An 18,849-nucleotide genomic window follows, 5' to 3' on the forward strand; every position below is an offset into this window, starting at 1 on the left:
ATCGCCGTCATTTGAAATTGGGACCAGTCACAGGTATGTGTTCCGGTCGTCCGACCGTTATGCTGGGCCATGGCCGAGGGAACTGTTCGTGATCAAGCGCTTCATCATCGCCTTCATTCTGCTCGTGCTGGTGTGCGGCGGCATCGTCGGCTTCAACCTGTTTCGCGACAATGCGATCAAACAGTTCTTCGCCACCATGAAGCCGCCGGCCGCGACCGTGTCGACAGTCATCGTCAAACCGATGTCCTGGACCCCCGGCATCGAGGCGATCGGCACTGTCAGTGCCGTACGCGGCGTCGACCTGACGGTCGAAACTGCTGGCATCGTCAAGGACATCCTGTTCCATGCCAATCAGAAGGTCGCCGCCAACGCCGTCCTGCTGCAGCTTGACGATGCCGTCGAGCGAGCCGACCTCGTCGCGTCGAAGGCGCAAGCCACCTCCGACCAGACGACGCTGATGCGCGCTCTCGAGCTGCAGAAGCGCGGGGTCGGCACCGATGCTACGCTCGACACGGCGCAGGCAGCAGCATCGGTCTCCGCCGCGCAGGTAAACAAGCTGCAAGCGGTGCTCGACCAAAAGCAGTTGACCGCCCCCTTCAAGGGTACTGTCGGTATTCCGAAAATCGACCTTGGCCAGTATCTCACACCCGGCACCGCCGTGGTGACCTTGCAGGACATGGATACGATGCGTGTCGATTTCACCGTGCCGGAGCAGCAGCTTCCGCAACTGAAGATCGGACAGAGGGTGCGGTTGGGCGTCGGCGGCGGCGAAATGCCGTTCACCGGCAGCATCCGCGGCATCGATCCGAAGATCGACCCGACCAGCCGGCTGGTGACGGTAAGGGCGGAGGTCGGCAATCCCGAAGGCAAGCTGACGCCCGGCCAGTTCGTCCAGGTGCGCGTCGAACTGCCCGAGGAGAACGACGTGCTGGCGCTGCCGCAGACGGCGCTGACCTCCAGCCTGTACGGCGACTTCGTCTTCGTGGTGCGCCCGGCCAAATCCGCCGAAGCCAACGGCGCGGCTCCCGAGGCAAAGCCAGAAGAAAAGCCGGCTGCAGATGCTGCCAAGCCGGCGGCCGAAGCACCCGTGGCAAAACCCGACGAAAAGCCGGCTGCTACCCCAGCCAAACCGGCAGCGGAAGCCAAGCCGGCAGCGGAAGAACAGAAACCGCAGCTCGTGCTCGCCCAGGTGTTCGTCAAGCCAGGCCGCCACAACGCCGGCCTGGTCGAGATCCTGGAAGGCATCCAGCCCGGCGACGAAGTCGTTACCGCCGGCCAGAACCGGCTCTCCAACGGCATGTCCGTTGCCGTCGACAACACGATCGATCCGAGCAAGCCGGGGAACCAGCAGGCAGCCCAGCAATGAGCTTTTCCGACCTCTTCATCCGCCGCCCGGTTCTTTCGACCGTGCTTGCCTGCATGATCCTGCTTCTGGGTTTTCAGGGCATCTTCAACCTTTCGATTCGGCAGTATCCAGAGGTTGAAGAAACGGCCATCACCATCACCACGGCTTATCCCGGTGCCAGCGCCGACCTGATCCAGGGGTTCATTTCCGCGCCGATCGCGCGTGCCGTCGCTTCGACCGAAAACATCGATTATGTCACGTCGTCGAGCCGGCCGTCCTCCAGCACCGTGACGGTGCAGATGAAGCTCGGCTCCGACCCCGACGTCGCGCTGAACGAAGTCTTGTCGAAGGTTCAGAGTGTTCGCGGCGATCTGCCGGACGAAACCAAAGACCCGGTGATCGTCAAGGGCACCGGCCAGCAGTTCGCGATGATGTACATCTCGATGCAGAATCCGAACATGACACCGGAACAGCTCACCGAATATATCGAGCGTGTCGTGCGGCCGCGTATCTCGACGGTCGAAGGTGTCGCCGACGTGCAGATTTTCGGCGCCGCCGAATATTCGATGCGTGTCTGGATCGACCCGATCAAACTGGCGGCGCGCGGCGTGACGGCGGCGGAAGTGCTGACCGCCATCAACGAATCGAATTTCCTCTCTGCGCCCGGCGATACCGAAAACGAATATGTGGCTTCCTCGATCACGGTTCGCTCGACCCTGCAGACGCCGGAGGCTTTCGCTGCCCTTCCGCTCCGCTCGAAAGACGGCAATGTGGTGAGGCTGCGCGATGTGGCCCGCGTCGAGCTCGCCGCGGCGAGCACCGACACCAGGGTCACGTTCAACGGCAAGCCCGGCATCTTTCTCGCCATCTTTCCAACGCCGGCCGCCAATCCGCTGACCACGGCGGCGGCGATCCACAAGATCGTGCCGACCATCCAGGAGACGCTGCCGCAAGGCATGACGATGGAGATCGTCTATGATTCGACCGAGCAGATCAGCGCGTCGATCGAGGAGGTGTTCAAGACCATCGGCGAGGCGGTCGCCATCGTCATCGTCGTCATCCTGCTCTTCCTCGGCTCGTTCCGCTCGGTGCTGATGCCGATCGTGACCATTCCGCTGTCGTTGATCGGCGTCTGTTTCCTGTTGTTTTCTTTGGGTTATTCGATCAATCTTTTGTCGTTGCTGGCAATGGTGCTGGCGATCGGCCTCGTCGTCGACGACGCCATCGTGGTGGTGGAAAACATCCACCGCCACATGGAGGAAGACGGTTTGTCGCCGATGCAGGCTGCCTTCAACGGCATGCGCGAGATCTCTTCCGCCGTCGTCGCCATGACGATAACGCTGGCCGCCGTGTTCGCGCCGCTGGCCTTCACCGGCGGCCTGACCGGCGCGCTGTTTCGCGAATTCGCGGTGACGCTTGCCGGCTCGGTGGTGCTTTCGGGGGGCGTTGCCCTAACCGTCACACCGATGATGTCGGCACGTATCCTGAGGTCCGGCTCGCACAGCCGCTTCCAGCGCATTGTCGACAATACGTTCGGGCGCGTCGAACACATCTATGAGCGGCTGGTCACCGGCTCGCTGAAATATCGCCCGGTGACGCTGATGATCGTCGTCGCACTGGTCGCCACGACCGGCTTTATGTTCACCAAGACCTCAAGCGAACTGGCGCCGGAAGAAGACCAGGGCTTCTTGCTGTCTATTGTGAACGCGCCGCGGTACGCGACGTCGGACTACACCGAGACCTATGTGAACCAGATTCTCGGGCTGGTGAATGATATCCCCGAAACCAGGGCGCGGTTCTCCGCCGTCGCGTTCCAAGGCCCGACGAACAGCGCTTTCGTCGGCTTTGCGTTCAAGGACTGGGCCGAGCGCGCGCGCAGCTCGAAGGAACTTCAGCAAGACATCACTGCGCGCCTTGCCAAGGTGGCGGGCGTCAAGGCTTTCGTCTTCGCGCCGCCGACGCTGCCCGGCTCCGGCGGTGGCCTGCCGATCACGATGGTCGTGCGCTCGACCGGCGAGGCCTCCGAAGTCTACGAGGCGGCGGAAAATATCAAGAACAAGGCGCAGGCCTCCGGCCGCTTCCTCGCCGTGGAGAATTCGATGTCCTACGACGCGCCGCAAGTGACGGTGACGATCGACCGCGACCGCGCCGCCGCGCTCAACCTGCCGATCGCCGACATCGGCCGGACGCTGACGCTCCTGGTCGGTGGCGCCGAGGTGGCGCAGTTCGACCGCGAATCCAACAGCTACGACATCATCCCGCAGGTGCCGCAGAGCTTTCGCGACAACCCTGAAAAGCTGGCCGAGTATTTCGTGCGCAGCGCGTCGGGCGAGATGGTGCCGCTCTCGGCGGTGGTGAAGATCTCGACCAACGCGTCGCCGGCCGCCATCGAGCAGTTCAACCAGTTGAACTCCGCCACGATTTCCGCTCTGCCATTGCCCACCGTCACCACCGGTGACGGGCTGAAGACCATCGAGGACATCGCCAGGGAAAGCCTGCCCGACACGTTCTTCATCGACTATACCGGCCAGTCACGGCAGGAGAAGCAACAGGGCTACACGATCATCATCGCCTTCGCTGCGGCTGTGCTCGTCATCTATCTGGTGCTGGCGGCGCAGTTCGAAAGCTTCCGCGATCCGTTGATCATCATGATGGCGGTGCCGCTCTCGATCTTCGGCGCGATCGTGCCGCTTAACATCGGGCTAGGCACGCTCAATATCTACACCCAGGTTGGCCTCATCACGCTGATCGGCCTCATCACCAAGCACGGCATCCTCCTGGTCGAGTTCGCCAACCAGCAGCGTGAAATGCACGGCATGCGGCGGCGCGATGCGATCATCGCGTCGGCCAGGGTGCGGCTGCGGCCGATCCTGATGACGACGGCGGCGATGGCGCTCGGCGTGGTGCCGCTGATCATCTCCAGCGGCGCGGGTGCCGCGGCACGCTATTCGATGGGCTTGGTGATCTTCACCGGCATCCTGGTCGGAACCATGTTCACGCTGTTTGTGGTGCCGATGTTCTACACCTTTATCGCCAGCAAGGACCTGCCGCATCACGCTGAAAAGCCGGATCCGAAGCTGATGCCGGTGATGCCGGATTAGATTGTACTAACCCAGATTAGATTGTACTAACATTGTACAATAAAAAGGCCGGATTTCCGGCCTTTTTGAGCGACACAAGAGCAGCATCGCTCACTTGACGATGACGATGCTGGTGTTGGCCGGGCCGAAGACCTCGACGAGCTGGTAGAAATCGGCGGCGTTGTCCGGATGCAGACGCACGCAGCCATGCGAGGCCGGCTGGCCGAGGCGCTTGATGGCGCTTGTCGCATGTACGGCGTAGCCGCCGCTGAAGAACACCGAATGCGGCATCGGGGCGTTGTCGTATTTCTTCGAATACCAAATTTCATGCATGCGGGTCGGCTTGAACGAACCGGTCGGCGTGACGTGCGTCCTGTCGCCGGTCGAGACCTTCCAGGCGAATGTCGGCCGCCCGTCGACCAGAATTTCCATGGTCTGCTGCGATAGCGACACACGCGCGACGATCTTGTTGGCGGCGGCGTGGGCTGCGCCGTTGCCGGCACTGACAAGCAAGGCAGTACCGGTGATGACGGCGGCGGCGATGTTGATGAGCTTGGCGGAAATGGCAGTGTACATGATGTCTCCCCTATTCTGCCGGTCGGGGCCGGCCCAATTCATGACCGGCTTATCGGGGCGTCATGTTTCAAGCCGATTTCGCAAGATGCTCGTTTGTGTTTCGATTCTGTTTCCCCTGGTTAACAGAAAAGGTCCGTGCAAAGCAGCTTGCAGTTGCACGACGTCGTCATGACGGGTGGCGTGTTTGCCTAGGCGGATCGGCCAAACCGCGGCGCCAATACGCGATTGCCTTTCGTTTGATAGGAATTCACCTGACTCCGAAACCGAGCTGCAACAAAGCGCAGCGTCGGCGGCATGATCCGGATACAGCGAACAGGCAAAGTTGACCTAACGAAAACAGCGGGCAACGAACGATCGGAAGCCAACACTGTTTCGCTACGGCCTGGATTGATCTGGACACTTTCCAGCCTGCGCGTCGACCGGCTCAAGCCCCTCTGGCGGGGGCGGCTTAGGGCCGTTGAGGATGCGCGGCGCCTCCGGCAACTTGCAGCCGAGAGGACCGAAGGCCCGCGCCGCAACGGGGGGCTCCGCTGGCGGCGCGGGCGCTTCGGGGGTTCCCCTGAAGTGCCCGTAAATTCCAATTTTGAGGAACGAACAGGATGAAAACGAAATTCGCCGCTTCCGTGCTTTCCGCCCTGCTTTACGTCCAGGGGCTGCTCGGCATTGCCGCCTCGCCACCGTGCTGCTGAAGGAACGTGCTCATGCCGGCGAGGTCAGTACGAACAGTGACATGCCGTCCGGCCCGTCGCTTCTCGTGGTGCGCTGAAGAGCATCGGAACCCCAAAGTGGAAACCGGTTTTGGGAAAACCCGATGCTCAAGACAAAAGGGTGGCCGTCCTGCCTTCAATCGGCGAATTGCGTCGGCGGATCGAACCGGTAACCGGCACCCCGTATGGTGGTGATGGTTTCGGTATCGAGCTTGCGGCGCAGCCGCACGATGCGCGAATCGATCGACCGATCGAAGGCTTCGGCATTTTCGGCGGGCGCGGCGGCGATGATGTCGTCCCGCGTCAGCACCTTGCGCGGGCTGGCCAGGAACAGCCTGAGCAGCGCCACCTGCCCGGGGGACAGCTGTTCTTCGGTTCCCGAGCGGTGCATGACAATGGCCGATCGGAGATCGACGGTCGCGTTCTCCAGCACGATCAGTTCCCCGGCGCTCCTGCCGCGCCGAGCCAGAAGGCCGCCGACGCGAGCGGCAAGCTCCCTGACATTGAGCGGGCTTTCGACGACGTCGGCGGCGCCGAGTTCGAGCGCCAGAACCTTGTCGACCAGATCGGCCGGGCGGCAGATCAGGATGAAATCCGGGCCACCTTCGCCGCCATGTCGCCTGAGCAGGTCTCGCCCCTCCGCCTGGCTGACGCTGTCGCCGACAACCACGACATCGATACCCTTTTCCGAAAGCAGCGATTCGGCTTCCCACGGCTGTCGCGCCGCACGGACGTCATGACCGCGCCGCTCGAGATGATCGGCGAGATCGGTGGCAATTACTTCAGCGACGGAAACAAGCGCGATAACGGATCGTGCAGCCATGTTTTTCTACCCCGCATACGGCAACCCAAGAAGAGTGCTGGACATCATGTTTATACCCAATCTACTTTCCACTGAAAGCGGGAGCGAAAGCATCGTGCGTGCACGAATTGTCATCGTCGAGGACGAGCCCGACCTCAGGGACGCGGTCGCCGAGTATCTCGGCGCCAGCGGCTATGATGTGGCCACGGCCGAAAGTGCGGCGGCGGCGCGCGACCTCTTGGAAGTGCAGTCCTTCCATCTGGCCATTCTCGACATCGCCATGCCGGGCGAGGACGGCTTGTCGCTCGGGCGCTGGATGCGGTCGAAAATGCCGATCGGCATCATCTATGCGACGGCCGCCGGTACCGCGCTCGACCGCATCGTCGGACTGGAGCTCGGCGCTGACGACTACATCGTCAAGCCTTACGAATTGCGCGAAGTGCTGGCCAGGGTGCGCAGCGTGCTGCGTCGCGTTCCGGAGCCGACCGAGCCACAAAAGGCCAAGGCTGAAACATCCGGCGGCCGCCGGTCCGTGAGCTTCGGACCCTTTCACGCCGATCTCGACGGCAGGCTCGTCACCGGCGCCAACGGCGCGGTCATTGACATGGCCAAGAGCGAGTTCGACGTGCTGGAGGTGTTCCTGACGCGCGCCAACCGGCTGTTGACGCGGGCGGCGATCTCCGAGGCGATCGGTTTCGTCGAGGATCCGGAATCGTCCCGCGCCGTCGACATCCGCATCATGCGGCTGAGAAAGAAGATCGAGGCGGATCCGGCCAATCCGAAATTCCTGCGCACGGTGCGCGGCGAAGGCTATATCTTCTCGCTGCCAGTCGGCGAAAATAACTAAGGCGACGGCTTGAGGAAGCCGCGGCCAGGAAATGACGGCTGATCATGACGGCTGAAACAACACGCGTGGACGTGCAGGGCGCCAGGCAGGGCGCGGCGATGGTGGCCGTGCATGTGGTTCGCCGGCTGCGCGAAGCCGGTGACTGGCAGCGCGAGATGGAGGGTATTCTCCAAACGCTTTGCGAAGCCATGGATTGTCACCGCGGCATCCTGTTTCGCCTGCGCGAACTGCCCGGCCAGGGCTTCGCCCAGTCGGTCGCCGCTTATTGGATCGCCCCCCGGTTTGGCGGCGAGCTGGCGTCACCAACCGTCATCATGCAGTCGGTCGTCGATTCAGACCCATTGCTGGAACGGCTGGCGGAGGACGAGCGTCAAGGCAAGATCTTCGCCGGGCACACACGCGATCTCGAAGGCTTTCTGCGGACGGATTTCGAAAAGCAGAACATCAAGTCGTTCCTGTCGGTGTCGGTCTTTTCGCACGGTAATTTGTGGGGCACGCTGGCGGTCAACGACTGCATCCACGAACGCGAATGGACCGACCAGGAAGAGGCGGCGTTGCACATGGTGGCACTCGCCATCGGCGATGCCATCGAACGGTCGCCGTCCGACGCGCATGCCAGCGACGTCATTCGCCGCACCATGCTGCAGGCCTCGCTCGATGCTATCATCGTCATCGACGAGACCGGCTCGATCATCGAATTCAATCCGGCCGCCGAGAAGATGTTCGGCTATCGGCGCAGCGATATCCTCGGCAAGGACCTGCTCGATACGGTCGTGCCGGAATATTATCGCAAGGGCTATGCGTCTGGCGCCGAATACATGTCGGGCCGCGGCGCGCCGATGGTCGGCCAACGGCTTGAAACGGTCACCCAGAATGCCGCTGGCGAGGTTTTCCCGATCGAGCTGACGGCAACCGAGATGCGGGTCGCCGATCGCCAGCTGATCTTCGGCTCGATCCGCGACCTGCGCGACAAGTTGCGGGCTGAGGAGGAAATCAACCGCCAGCGCGAAAAACTGCACCAGAACGAGAAGATGGCGGCAATGGGCTCGCTGCTTGCCGGCGTTTCGCACGAGCTCAACAATCCGCTGGCCGTGGTTGTCGCCCAGTCGACGCTGCTGCACGAATTCGCCGCCGATCCACAGACCAAAGTGCGCGCCGAAAAAGTGCGCGCCGCTGCCGAGCGCTGCGGCCGTATCGTCAAGAGTTTCCTGTCGATGGTCCGCCTGCACCCGGCCGCACAGGCCGAAACCGACCTCAACCAGGTGATCCGCGCCGCACTCGAAGTGACCGCCTATGGCGCACGGTCGAGCGGCATCATCATCGACACCGATTTCGCCAGCGGCCCGCTGCTGGCCATGGCAGATGCCGACCACGTGACGCAGGTGGCCGCCAACTTCCTCATCAACAGCCAGCATGCCTTGGCCGGCGTTGCCGGCGACCGCCGGATCAAGGTCCGGACGTTTCGCAGCGACCGCGGCAATCCCGGATTCTCGGTCGAGGATAACGGACCAGGCGTGCCGGAAGCGATACGTTCACGCATATTCGAATCCTATTTCACCACCAAGCCGGTCGGTGTCGGTACCGGCATCGGTCTGTCGATCTCGAAATCGATCATCGAGCGGCACAATGGCAATATCTGGTTCGAGGAGGTTTCGCCGAGAGGTGTGCGTTTTGTCGTGCAGCTGCCGGCGATCGCGGCCGGCGCGGCCGCCGCCGGCGAAGCTCCGTCGCGGTCGAGCGGCTTGCGTCACGCGCTGATCATAGACGATGAGCCGGATGTCGCCGCGTCGCTGTCCGACATTCTGGAGTTGATGGGTATCAAGTCGCGGATCGTGCCGGCCTGGGTCTCGGCCGCCGCGACGCTGAGTGGCCATGTCCCGCCGGACATCGTGTTTTCCGATTTGCGCATGCCCGGCACCAGCGGCATAGCCGCCTATCGCGAGCTACTCGGCGAATTGCCGGGTCTGGCGCGGCGCTTCGTGCTTGTCACCGGCGATCTGATCGGCGCGAAAGGCGAGATCGAGGCGCTACCGGCGCCGCAACGGCCGCCAATCCTCGAAAAACCGTTCAGCACGCTGGATGTGCGCGGCGTGCTCTCGGCCATTGCCGAGCAGGCCGCTCTGGGCGGCTAGACTCCGCCATCTCTCCCGGAAGAAAAAAGGGCTCCCGGCCGACATTGCGGCGGGAGCCTGACTGGAGTGCTGGAGGGCGCTCGCAAAAAATCAAAAAACGTTCGGCGTATCGGCCAGCGGGGCGGCGTTGGCGATCATGCGGACCGGCCGTGCCTTGCCCGACTGAGCGGCGATGACGCGCAGGCAGTCCAGGCTCTCGGCGCCCCAGGCCTGCCCCTTGCAGGCGAAATCGATCTCCGAAATCGGCAGGCGCGCCGTCTTGGTGGTAGTCGTCGCGCCATCGATGAGGTTGGCCGGCGGGTTCAGTGAGGCGAAGGCCGGACCGACGGTCGGCGTCAACGCCATGCCGGCAAATGCGGCGGACGCCAGCAGCATGAACATCGCCATTGGATGATCACTGGCGCGCTGGCGCAGCGCCAGTGTCGGGCGCCGGTCGTTACGCCGGGGACCCTGCTGGCGAAGGTCGGTATCGGTGATCTGGATTTTCGTACGCATCGTCGTTTCCTTCGGTCTTCTTCTTTCCTCCGTTGAAACGAACCTAATCGCACCTTGTAACCGACCAACGATGATGGATTAACGATTGTGTAACCGGCATGAAACCAAGCCCGCAGCCATTCCTGGGCAACCGATCAGGCGTAGCTGCAGCACAGGTGGCATTCTCTTTTCCGCTACCCACGGCACCAGATCCACGTCGCCTTTCCAGGCCCACGGAGCGTCGGGCGCTCAACAAGCGTGAGGGGATTAACGTCCGGAATTCCCGGGATTTTCCCGGCTTCGATCGTTCGGACTCGGCTCTCAAATCCGGCTCGATTTCCCGCCAAGAATTCTCCCCATTTTTGCAAGCCATTGCATTTCAACGGAAAATATGCTTTTATTGAACGAGCATTCAATAAATAAAGAGCCTTTATGAACCCGCATCTGCGTGACGTGGCAATTCCCAACGATTGGGATCGGCGGGGGCTGCCGGGCTGGAGCTATCATTCCGACGCCTTGCTCGAACTCGAGAAAGAGCACGTCTTCCGCAATCATTGGCAGATCGCCGGCCATGTCTGCGACGTGCCGAACGCCGGCGACTATCTGACGATGGATGTGGTCGGCGAGCGGGCGCTGATCGTGCGCGGCAAGGATGGCGTTGTACGCGCCTTCAACAATATGTGCCGCCACCGCGGCAGTCGCGTTGTCGCCGACAGCCAGGGCACTTGCAAGAACGCGCTGGTCTGCCCTTTCCATGGCTGGGTCTACAATCTCGACGGCACACTGCGCGGTGCTGCCCGCCCGCGTTCCTTCCCCGACCTCGACAAGACCGAATTCGGCCTGATGCCGCTCGAGCTCGAAATCTGGATGGGCTTCATCTTCATCCGCTTCCGCAAGGGTGGGCCGCAGCCATCCGTGGCCGAGCTGTTGAAGCCGATCGAAGCCGAGATTGCTCATTACGGCGTGGTCGAGATGGTGCCGTCCCGGGGCATCTGGACCCAAAATACGCCGGTCAACTGGAAGTCGGTGCGCGACGTCGACAATGAAGGCTACCACGTCGCCATGGCACATCCGGCGCTGCAGGATCTTTACGGTGCGACCTATTTCGACGAGCCGTTCGTCAACGGCGTGTCGCGCTCGTTCGCCACTTACAATCCGCATGCCGGACGGCGCTGGAGCGTCGCGCAATATATCAAGCTCGCACCCGACGCGAAGCACCTGCCGGAGCACCTGCGCAAGGCCTGGATCTACTACGGCATCTTCCCAAACAACGTGCTGTCGATCATGCCGGAATCGGTGCAGTTCTATCAGGAATTCCCGCTGTCGACGGGTGAGACGCTGCTGCGCGGCGCCATCTACCGCTATCACGACGAGACCAGGCAACAGGCGGCTGCCCGCTACCTATCCTACCGCATCGATCGCGACACGCTGGCCGAGGACGTGCAGCTTTCGATATGGTCCAACGAATCCATGCTGTCCGAAGCCTTCGGAGGTTTTTACCTCTCCGATCTCGAATATGGCGTGCGCACCCACCACGACCATTTGCGTAAGCAAATTCCCGTGCTCGGATTGGAGACCGCGCCCGAGGAGAAGGATATGTGGGCACTCAACGAGGCGCTCAAATCACGCTCCTGACGCCTTGGTCCTCAGGCCCAAATGGCGACTGGAATGCCGAAACGATCGGCGAGCGGCGGATCCGGAAACGGCATTGCCTCGCCTCTGACGATGCGTCCGGCAACCACCATCATCGCCGCGGCGTCGAGGAAATCGTCGGCGGCCGCGCCGCGCGGCGGCGTCTGGTCGAGAAAATCCTCGCTATGACCATGCTGGGCAAGCAGCGCCTTGCGTTCGGCCATGCCGGCCGGATTGATGTTGCCCCTGATCTTCTTGGGCAGGCGCATAGCGCGGTCGCCGTTCAGTTTGCAGAAGGCAACTTCCGGATGCGATTCGAAGACGCGGCTGCGCAATTCGGGCCGCGCGATCAGCAGCGAATCGATCTCGCGGATCTTGGCGAAGATGCCGAAGGCCTGGATCGAGACGCCGCGCGGCGGATCTGATGTCGTCCTGGCCACCTCGCTTGCCTTGCGATGTGCGGCGTACCAGGCATCGACCGTGGTGAAGGCTTCGATCTCGGCGTAGAGCGCGGCGCGGGAGGGGATGGCAAAGACACTGGACTGGCGGGCCCCGAGCAGCGGCCGCACCAGCGCCTCCGGGCCGCGACCGCCTCTTTGCGAGAAATCGGGCAGGCCGATCGGCATGTCGACCGCCACGATCGCATTGACGGGCAGTCGGTCGAGCAACGCCGCGAAGCTTGGGAAAACGGCTGTAGACGGTGCCGCACCGGGATCGCGGCGGACGGCTATCCAGCCAGCCTTGCAACCGTCGACGCCGACAAGCACAACGTCCTCGGGCACAACGTCCTCGGGCACAACATGGCCGGGCGCAACATCCTCGGGCGCATCGTCCTGCGGCACGGCGTTTTCGGCCTGCGTCACGCCCGGCGGTCCCGTTCCGGATGCGGGAGATGGCGAAGCTGCACCATCGCCATCGGGTGCGACAGGCTCTGGGCATCGGTCTCGAGCTGCAACTCGTCGCCGCCGCGCTTGGCGGTGCGCGCCAGGATCTCGTAGACCGCCGCGGTGGTCGATTGCAGAGCTTTGGCGGCCGGCTGGCCGGACAGGATCCGCGCCAGGTAGACGGCAGCCGTCAGGTCGCCGAGCCCATTCGGCGGCTTGTCGATGAGCCGGTGTTCGGCAAGCAGCGCCTCCCTGCCTGTGAGCAGCAAATTGCCGGTGCCGCCGGCCATCATCGCCGGCGCCGATGTGACCAGCATGGCCGGCGGGCCGGCCAGCAGGGCTGCAGCCATTGCCGATTTCAGGTCGGGCAGCGGCGCGCCGGCCATCCATTCCAGCTCGTAGCGGTTGGGCGTTGCGATATCGGCGATCGGCATCAGCCGGTCGCGCATGGCGATAGCGGTCGGCTCAAGTACGTAGAGGCCGCCCGAATCGCCCATCACCGGGTCGCAGATATAGAGGGCTTCCGGTGTCTTCGCCTTGACCGCGCCGACCAACGAAGCAACGGCATCGGCCTGGCCAGCCTCGCCGAGATAGCCGGACAGCACCGCGCCGACCTCGCCCAGCCACGGCGCGCGCTCGAGGTCGGTCATCAGCGCCTTGAACTGGTCCAGCGGCGGCACGATGCGGGTGGCCCGGCCATGGCCCGGATGCCAGGGCAGGATGACGGTCGGCACCGCCCAAACCGGAAAGCCGAGCGTCTCCAGCGCAAAAACGGCAGCACGGTTGCCGACCGAGCCACGTGCGACATGGCTGGAGACGACGATGACCGCGCGCGGCGCGTCGGTTTTTTCGGCACTCATTGATTTTTCCTAACTGCCCCTGGTGACGAAAAGCACGAGCCAGATCAACAGGCCGATGGCAATAAGCAAGCCCGCTGCCCGACCGATGCGGGTGCCCCAATATTCGATCGGATCCGACCGGTCGGCATCGGCCGCGGTGACGCGGTCGCGCGCGCCTTTAGTGGTTCGTGCAAGGAACGAGGTGCCGCCCGGGTCGGTCTCGCGCGCCACCCGTTCGATGATGCGGCGCGATTCCGCGTCGCTGTCGTGGCGTTTCGCCATGGTGATACCCCGTTTCATGCCGAGCTTAACCCGTTCGCCTTGTCTGTCACAGGGCCTGACGGTGAATGGCAGAAACCAGTAACACTTCTCGGCCGAAGTCATTTTCTTACGCAAGGATTGTGCTAATGCTTCGCCTGCCAATGCTATCGAGGGGACCTTATCATGCTTGCCCAGCGCCTTTCTTCACCGCCAATCTTCCGTAATATAGCTGCGTTCCTGGTCATGGCCGTCATGCTGCCGCTGCTTGCGGGCTGCGGCTACAACACCATCCCGACAGCTGAGGAAAACGCCAAGGCAGCATGGAGCGAGGTGTTGAATCAATACCAGCGCCGCGCCGATCTCATCCCCAATCTTGTCAACACGGTCAAGGGATACGCCGCGCACGAGAAGGATACGCTCGATGCCGTGGTCGAAGCGCGCGCCAAGGCGACGCAGGTGACCGTGACGCCGGAAACGCTGAACAATCCGGAAGCCTTCAAGAAATTCCAGGACAGCCAGGCCGGCTTGACCAGCGCGCTGTCGCGCCTGCTGGCGGTGGTGGAGAACTACCCCGATCTCAAGGCCAACCAGAACTTTCTGGCGCTGCAAGCACAACTCGAAGGCACCGAGAACCGCATCACGGTCGCCCGCCGCGACTATATCCAGGCAGTGAGAGAGTACAATCTGACGCTGAGGACCTTCCCGTCGGTGATCTGGGCGACCTTGTGGTTTCGCGGCAACCAGCCGTTTGCGAATTTCACCATCGAGGAGGATAAGATGCAGCCGCCGAAGGTCGATTTCGGCACCAACACCACGCAAGGCGGGTGAACGGCGCCTGTTGAGCCTGGGCCTGTTGGCCTTGTATTCCTTCGCGCCCCCCTCTGTCCTGCCGGACATCTCCCCACGGAGGGGGGTGGGAAGAAACGCAGCCCTGATTTTTCTTGGCTTCGTTCTAACCTTTCTCCTGCTCCCTCTAATCGTTCTCGCCGCCGAATTGCCGGCGCTGACCGGACGGGTCGTCGACAATGCCGGCATCATCGATGCCGCGACCGAGGCGGCGCTGACGCAGAAGCTTGCCGATTTCGAGACCAAAGGTTCGGACCAGATCGTCGTCGCGACCATCCCCAGCCTCGACGGCGAGGAAATCGAGCCTTACGCCAACCGGCTGTTCCGCGCCTGGAAACTGGGCCAGGCGAAGGAGAACAACGGCGTCCTGCTTCTGGTGGCGCCGAACGACCGCAAGATGCGCATCGAGGTCGGCTATGGGCTGGAAGGCACGCTGACCGACCTGCACACCAAGTTGATCATCGAAAACGACATGGTGCCGGCCTTCCGGGCCGGCGATTTCTCTGGCGGCATCAGCAAGGCCGTCGATGACATGATCATGGTGCTGGAAGGCAATCCCGAAGAGCTGGAAGCCCGCGGCAAGCGCAACCAGCAGGCGCCGTTCAACAGCGACGATCTGTTCTTCACGATCTTCATAGCCATCTGGGCAATCATCTTTTTCGGCGGCCTCGCAGCCTCCATCCTGCCGCCGATCTTCGGCCAGAAGATCGGTCCCGGCCGCTATCGCTGGCTGGGCATGACCTTCGAGCCAAACCGGCGGTCGTCCGGCGGCTGGTCGGGAGGTTCCGGCGGGGGATGGTCGTCGGGTTCAAGCGGTGGCGGGTTTTCCGGCGGCGGCGGTTCGTCCGGTGGCGGCGGCTCCTCGGGAAGTTGGTGACGAGATGACAAGACACGCCATCAGCCCGGTGGAATTCAGCCGTTTCATCAAAACGATCGGCACCGCGCTTATGGCCATGGCGGTGCTGCTGGTCGGCTTCGCGGTCATTGCCGCCGAATTGCCGGCGCTGACCGGACGGGTCGTCGACAATGCCGGCATCATCGATGCCGCAACCGAGGCGGCGCTGACGCAGAAGCTTGCCGATTTCGAGACCAAGGGTTCGGACCAGATCGTCGTCGCGACCATCCCCAGCCTCGACGGCGAGGAAATCGAGCCTTACGCCAACCGGCTGTTCCGCGCCTGGAAACTGGGCCAGGCGAAGGAGAACAACGGCGTCCTGCTTCTGGTGGCGCCGAACGACCGCAAGATGCGCATCGAGGTCGGCTATGGGCTGGAAGGCACGCTGACCGACCTGCACACCAAGCTGATCATCGAAAACGACATGGTGCCGGCTTTCCGTGCCGGCGATCTCTCTGGCGGCATCAGCAAGGCCGTCGATGACATGATCATGGTGCTGGAAGGCAATCCCGAAGAGCTGGAAGCCCGCGGCAAGCGCAATCCGGCGAATGACAATCCTGTCGATCCCATCTTCGTTCTGTTCATCGTCCTGTGGGCGACGATGTTCTTCGGCGGCCTGGCAATGGCATTCCTGCCGCCGATCTTCGGCACGAAGCTGTCGCCGGGCGTGTACAAGTGGCTGGGCATGACGTTCCGCTACGGCCGTGGGCCAGCGTCGTCATCCTCCGGTGGCGCTGGCTGGACGTCGGGGACCTCGTCCGGCAGTGGCTGGTCGTCTGGAAGTTCCGGCAGCGGTTGGTCGTCCGGAAGTTCGGGCGGTGGGTTTTCAGGCGGCGGCGGTTCGTCCGGCGGCGGCGGTTCTTCAGGAAGCTGGTGAGACATCAATCATGGCAACACGACCGATCAGCCTCGAGGATCATGAGCGCATCGCCGATGCGATCCGCGCTGCCGAAGCAAAGACCGACGGCGAGATCTACTGCGTCGTGGCGCATGCCAGCGACGGCTATTTTTTCCCGGCCGCTTTCATGGCGATGCTCGGCATGCTCGTCGTCAGCCTCGCCGTCGGTTACGGGCTGGAAGCCTGGTGGCTGTCGATCCGCTTGCCGCATTTCGTCATCGCCGAGCTGCTGGCGCTTGCCAGTGTGCTCATCCTGTTGTGGGCATTGCCCGCATTGCGCATCCATTTGGTGCCGAGGCGTCTGCGCTACCAAGCCGCCCACGCCAATGCGATGAAGCAGTTCCTCGCCCGCAACGTCCACCGCACCACGGCGCGCACGGGCGTGCTGGTGTTCGTCTCGATCGCCGAGCGCTATGCCGAGGTGGTCGCCGACAGCGGCATCGATTCTCGTGTCGGCCAGCATGTCTGGGACGGTGTCGTCCGCGACCTTACGGCGCATGCCGGCGACGATCGGCTCGCCGACGGGTTCGTCAAGGCGATCGAAGCGGTCGGTGCGGTACTGGCCGAGCATTTTCCGGTCTCGAGCGGCGACAGCAACGAGCTGGACGACCATCTGGTCGAAATCTAAGGGCCAGCCTGCAAACGCTACTCTGCCGGACGACTGACGCGGTTTTCTGCGCTTCCGATGCTCACGGACTCAAATGTGCGCTGCGCTTCGGTTCTCGAAAATCACGCCATTCGCCTCGGCAGAGCGCATTTTCAGGCAGGCCCTTTCTGTGTCGCGGTTCGGCTGTGTGAAAGCATCGCGGCGGCTGACCGGACTCTTGCAATCGGGCGCGGCGGGTTTATGGTTAACCAATCATGAATACGCTGAGCATCGACATCAGGAAAGCCGAACCACGCGATGCAGCCGCCATTGCCGACGTGCATCTCGAGGCCTGGCGCGGCGCCTATTCGGGCATCATCCCGCATCGTACACTGACATCGATGATCAACCGCCGCGGTGCCGATTGGTGGGCGAATGCCATTCGCCGGGCCGCCACCGTCCTGGTCGTCGAAATCGGCGGCAAAATTGCCGGCTACGCGACGATCGGCAAGAACCGAGCACGTGAACTCAGGCAGCAGGGCGAGATCTACGAGCTTTATTTGCGGCCGGAGTATCAAGGCATCGGGCTCGGCAGCCGGCTGTTCGCAGCCGCACGGGCACGGCTGGCCGACCATGGCCTGAAAGGCATGGTGGTGTGGGCGCTGGAAGACAATCAGAACGCACTTGCCTTCTATGCCGGCGCCGGCGGCCGCGATGTGGCCGAGGGCGTCGAGATATTCGAGCAGAAGGCGCTGAAGAAGGTCGCTTTCGTCTGGGAATGACGGCCAGCGCATGATCCGGCCGGTTTCGGTTTCGGACGATCCCCCCAGTACCATTCGCCGCATTGCACCATTCGCCATCGGCCGCTATCGATCTTCAATCGAGAGAGGGATAAAGCGATGCGGATCGAAGCAATTGCCAGCGGAAAGAACCCGCCCGAGGACGTCAACGTCATTATCGAGGTGCCGATCGGCGGCGAGCCGATCAAATACGAGATGGATAAGGAGGCCGGCACGCTGTTCGTCGACCGCTTCCTTCACACTTCAATGCGCTATCCCGGCAATTACGGTTTCGTACCGCACACGCTATCGGGCGACGGCGACCCGATCGACGTGCTGGTCTGCAACACGCGCGCGCTGGTGCCAGGCTGCGTTATCAATGTGCGGCCGATCGGCGTGCTGGTGATGGAGGACAATGCCGGCCAGGACGAGAAGGTCATCGCGGTGCCTTCGCCCAAGCTGACCTTGCGCTACGAGGACGTCCACGAATACACGCAATTGCCTGACATTACCCGCCAGCAAGTGCAGCATTTCTTCGAGCACTACAAGGATCTCGAACCCGGCAAATGGGTCAAGATCGAAGGCTGGTACGATGCGGCCTATGCCAAGAAGATGATCGTCGAGGCAATCGAGCGGGCCAAGCGCAAGTAATTATCGGGCGCAAATAATCAGTTGTCGACGCGGCCGAAAGCGGGCGCGTCGCCGATCACTACGCGCTTGTCCTTGCCGCAGGCGAAGGTGCGTGCCTTCTCGTCGGCAAGCTTGCGCGCCTGATCGTTGGCGGCGGGATTGCCGGTGGCGAGCACAAGGCCGATCGTGCAGCCTTCGTGGGTGTCAGGCTGGGCAACCTTGGCGACGATCAACACTTCCGTCGACTTGTTCTCGCCCTCGGTATCGCTGATCGAGCGACGATGAATGACGGCGAACGGAATGGTAGTTTTGCCGTTGGTTTCGATCCGCCACTCGACTTTAGGTCCAGCCGAGTTGAGGCCGGAAAAGCTTTCCCAGACCGTGGTCATATCGCCGGGTGGAAAGCCGTAGAACAGCGATTCCCGCGCGTCGTCGTAGGAAACCATCACCGGGTAGCCGCCATAACCCGAACAGGCGAGGTCGGCCCAGTCGCCGTCGCCTTCCTCCGCCTGGGCATAAGTCACGCAGTCCTTCTCCCAGACGAGATCGGTATAGACGCTGGATATGTCGCCAGCCCGGGCGGCGTTGCAGAAGCCGGCGAAGGCAAGCGGGATCAAAAGAGCGCGCATGGCGGAC

18 protein-coding genes are annotated in these 18,849 nt (G+C 62.7%); 11 read left to right on the forward strand and 7 right to left on the reverse strand.

Annotated elements, in window-relative coordinates; all coding sequences use genetic code 11:
* Positions 1 to 88 precede the first annotated feature (88 nt).
* Positions 89 to 1,366, forward strand: coding sequence for an efflux RND transporter periplasmic adaptor subunit (locus tag NKH83_RS00295; protein ID WP_502895501.1), 1,278 nt, complete (start codon positions 89 to 91; stop codon positions 1,364 to 1,366).
* Positions 1,363 to 4,446, forward strand: a complete 3,084-nt coding sequence (locus NKH83_RS00300; protein ID WP_352801517.1) for an efflux RND transporter permease subunit — start codon at positions 1,363 to 1,365, stop codon at positions 4,444 to 4,446. Before NKH83_RS00295 ends, NKH83_RS00300 begins: the two co-directional genes overlap by 4 nt.
* Positions 4,447 to 4,536: 90 nt before the next feature.
* Here the strand turns inward: NKH83_RS00300 and NKH83_RS00305 are convergent, their stop codons facing one another.
* Both NKH83_RS00305 and NKH83_RS00310 read right to left on the reverse strand, forming a co-directional pair.
* On the reverse strand, positions 4,537 to 5,001 hold the full coding sequence (locus tag NKH83_RS00305; protein WP_352470721.1) for a L,D-transpeptidase: 465 nt from the start codon (positions 4,999 to 5,001) through the stop codon (positions 4,537 to 4,539).
* Between the two features lie 843 nt (positions 5,002 to 5,844).
* On the reverse strand, positions 5,845 to 6,531 hold the full coding sequence (locus NKH83_RS00310) for a response regulator transcription factor (protein ID WP_292663715.1): 687 nt from the start codon (positions 6,529 to 6,531) through the stop codon (positions 5,845 to 5,847).
* A gap of 46 nt (positions 6,532 to 6,577) precedes the next feature.
* On the opposite strand from NKH83_RS00310, the gene NKH83_RS00315 reads away from it, so the two are divergent.
* Positions 6,578 to 7,357 (forward strand): response regulator, encoded by a 780-nt coding sequence (locus NKH83_RS00315; protein ID WP_254817757.1) that lies wholly within the window; start codon positions 6,578 to 6,580, stop codon positions 7,355 to 7,357.
* A 44-nt stretch (positions 7,358 to 7,401) separates the two neighbouring features.
* Positions 7,402 to 9,489 carry a PAS domain S-box protein gene (locus NKH83_RS00320; protein WP_254817756.1) on the forward strand — a complete coding sequence of 696 codons (2,088 nt, stop codon included), beginning with the start codon at positions 7,402 to 7,404 and terminating at the stop codon, positions 9,487 to 9,489.
* 90 nt (positions 9,490 to 9,579) lie between these two features.
* Here NKH83_RS00320 and NKH83_RS00325 read toward each other — a convergent pair whose 3' ends face one another.
* Positions 9,580 to 9,984 carry a hypothetical protein gene (locus tag NKH83_RS00325; protein WP_352801519.1) on the reverse strand — a complete coding sequence of 135 codons (405 nt, stop codon included), beginning with the start codon at positions 9,982 to 9,984 and terminating at the stop codon, positions 9,580 to 9,582.
* 411 nt (positions 9,985 to 10,395) lie between these two features.
* On the opposite strand from NKH83_RS00325, the gene NKH83_RS00330 reads away from it, so the two are divergent.
* Positions 10,396 to 11,598, forward strand: a complete 1,203-nt coding sequence (locus NKH83_RS00330) for an aromatic ring-hydroxylating oxygenase subunit alpha (protein ID WP_352801521.1) — start codon at positions 10,396 to 10,398, stop codon at positions 11,596 to 11,598.
* An 11-nt stretch (positions 11,599 to 11,609) separates the two neighbouring features.
* On the opposite strand, the gene NKH83_RS00335 is transcribed toward NKH83_RS00330, so the two are convergent.
* From NKH83_RS00335 to NKH83_RS00345, 3 genes are all read right to left on the reverse strand, one after another.
* Complete coding sequence (locus NKH83_RS00335) at positions 11,610 to 12,377, reverse strand: DUF429 domain-containing protein (protein WP_352801972.1); 768 nt, start codon at positions 12,375 to 12,377, stop codon at positions 11,610 to 11,612.
* Positions 12,378 to 12,454: 77 nt separating this feature from the next.
* A complete protein-coding gene (gene pdxY / locus NKH83_RS00340; protein WP_352801523.1) occupies positions 12,455 to 13,339 on the reverse strand; it encodes a pyridoxal kinase PdxY in 885 nt (294 codons plus the stop codon).
* A gap of 9 nt (positions 13,340 to 13,348) precedes the next feature.
* On the reverse strand, positions 13,349 to 13,600 hold the full coding sequence (locus NKH83_RS00345) for a hypothetical protein (protein ID WP_352801974.1): 252 nt from the start codon (positions 13,598 to 13,600) through the stop codon (positions 13,349 to 13,351).
* Between the two features lie 162 nt (positions 13,601 to 13,762).
* On the opposite strand from NKH83_RS00345, the gene NKH83_RS00350 reads away from it, so the two are divergent.
* The 6 genes from NKH83_RS00350 to ppa all read left to right on the forward strand — a co-directional run bounded on the left by NKH83_RS00350 (position 13,763) and on the right by ppa (position 18,234).
* Positions 13,763 to 14,407, forward strand: a complete 645-nt coding sequence (locus tag NKH83_RS00350) for a LemA family protein (protein ID WP_352740819.1) — start codon at positions 13,763 to 13,765, stop codon at positions 14,405 to 14,407.
* 85 nt (positions 14,408 to 14,492) lie between these two features.
* A complete protein-coding gene (locus NKH83_RS00355) occupies positions 14,493 to 15,302 on the forward strand; it encodes a TPM domain-containing protein (protein ID WP_352509073.1) in 810 nt (269 codons plus the stop codon).
* 70 nt (positions 15,303 to 15,372) lie between these two features.
* Positions 15,373 to 16,197, forward strand: a complete 825-nt coding sequence (locus tag NKH83_RS00360) for a TPM domain-containing protein (protein WP_352801976.1) — start codon at positions 15,373 to 15,375, stop codon at positions 16,195 to 16,197.
* A gap of 10 nt (positions 16,198 to 16,207) precedes the next feature.
* Entirely contained in the window at positions 16,208 to 16,846 is a 639-nt protein-coding gene (locus NKH83_RS00365; protein WP_352801525.1) for a TPM domain-containing protein, read from the forward strand.
* A gap of 233 nt (positions 16,847 to 17,079) precedes the next feature.
* A complete protein-coding gene (locus NKH83_RS00370) occupies positions 17,080 to 17,586 on the forward strand; it encodes a GNAT family N-acetyltransferase (protein WP_254817749.1) in 507 nt (168 codons plus the stop codon).
* Positions 17,587 to 17,703: 117 nt separating this feature from the next.
* Positions 17,704 to 18,234: an inorganic diphosphatase gene (ppa, locus tag NKH83_RS00375; RefSeq protein WP_023721304.1), complete on the forward strand. Its 531-nt coding sequence runs from the start codon at positions 17,704 to 17,706 to the stop codon at positions 18,232 to 18,234.
* Between the two features lie 17 nt (positions 18,235 to 18,251).
* Here the strand turns inward: ppa and NKH83_RS00380 are convergent, their stop codons facing one another.
* Positions 18,252 to 18,842, reverse strand: a complete 591-nt coding sequence (locus NKH83_RS00380; RefSeq protein ID WP_352801527.1) for a hypothetical protein — start codon at positions 18,840 to 18,842, stop codon at positions 18,252 to 18,254.
* Positions 18,843 to 18,849 lie beyond the last annotated feature (7 nt).

Origin of the sequence: Mesorhizobium sp. M0909, from assembly GCF_040319515.1 — a bacterium.
In the GTDB taxonomy this organism is placed as follows: Bacteria; Pseudomonadota; Alphaproteobacteria; order Rhizobiales; family Rhizobiaceae; genus Mesorhizobium.

What these genes read in the sequence shown, in the direction of transcription:
- NKH83_RS00310 (WP_292663715.1), bottom strand. Translation starts at nt 6,531, where the DNA reads ATGGCTGCACGATCCGTTATCGCGCTTGTTTCCGTCGCTGAAGTAATT.
- NKH83_RS00315 (WP_254817757.1), top strand. Translation starts at nt 6,578, where the DNA reads ATGTTTATACCCAATCTACTTTCCACTGAAAGCGGGAGCGAAAGCATC.
- NKH83_RS00365 (WP_352801525.1), top strand. Translation starts at nt 16,208, where the DNA reads ATGGCAACACGACCGATCAGCCTCGAGGATCATGAGCGCATCGCCGAT.
- NKH83_RS00325 (WP_352801519.1), bottom strand. Translation starts at nt 9,984, where the DNA reads ATGCGTACGAAAATCCAGATCACCGATACCGACCTTCGCCAGCAGGGT.
- pdxY (WP_352801523.1), bottom strand. Translation starts at nt 13,339, where the DNA reads ATGAGTGCCGAAAAAACCGACGCGCCGCGCGCGGTCATCGTCGTCTCC.
- NKH83_RS00370 (WP_254817749.1), top strand. Translation starts at nt 17,080, where the DNA reads ATGAATACGCTGAGCATCGACATCAGGAAAGCCGAACCACGCGATGCA.
- NKH83_RS00305 (WP_352470721.1), bottom strand. Translation starts at nt 5,001, where the DNA reads ATGTACACTGCCATTTCCGCCAAGCTCATCAACATCGCCGCCGCCGTC.
- NKH83_RS00350 (WP_352740819.1), top strand. Translation starts at nt 13,763, where the DNA reads ATGCTTGCCCAGCGCCTTTCTTCACCGCCAATCTTCCGTAATATAGCT.
- NKH83_RS00300 (WP_352801517.1), top strand. Translation starts at nt 1,363, where the DNA reads ATGAGCTTTTCCGACCTCTTCATCCGCCGCCCGGTTCTTTCGACCGTG.
- NKH83_RS00330 (WP_352801521.1), top strand. Translation starts at nt 10,396, where the DNA reads ATGAACCCGCATCTGCGTGACGTGGCAATTCCCAACGATTGGGATCGG.
- NKH83_RS00360 (WP_352801976.1), top strand. Translation starts at nt 15,373, where the DNA reads ATGGCCATGGCGGTGCTGCTGGTCGGCTTCGCGGTCATTGCCGCCGAA.
- NKH83_RS00380 (WP_352801527.1), bottom strand. Translation starts at nt 18,842, where the DNA reads ATGCGCGCTCTTTTGATCCCGCTTGCCTTCGCCGGCTTCTGCAACGCC.
- NKH83_RS00345 (WP_352801974.1), bottom strand. Translation starts at nt 13,600, where the DNA reads ATGGCGAAACGCCACGACAGCGACGCGGAATCGCGCCGCATCATCGAA.
- NKH83_RS00320 (WP_254817756.1), top strand. Translation starts at nt 7,402, where the DNA reads ATGACGGCTGAAACAACACGCGTGGACGTGCAGGGCGCCAGGCAGGGC.
- ppa (WP_023721304.1), top strand. Translation starts at nt 17,704, where the DNA reads ATGCGGATCGAAGCAATTGCCAGCGGAAAGAACCCGCCCGAGGACGTC.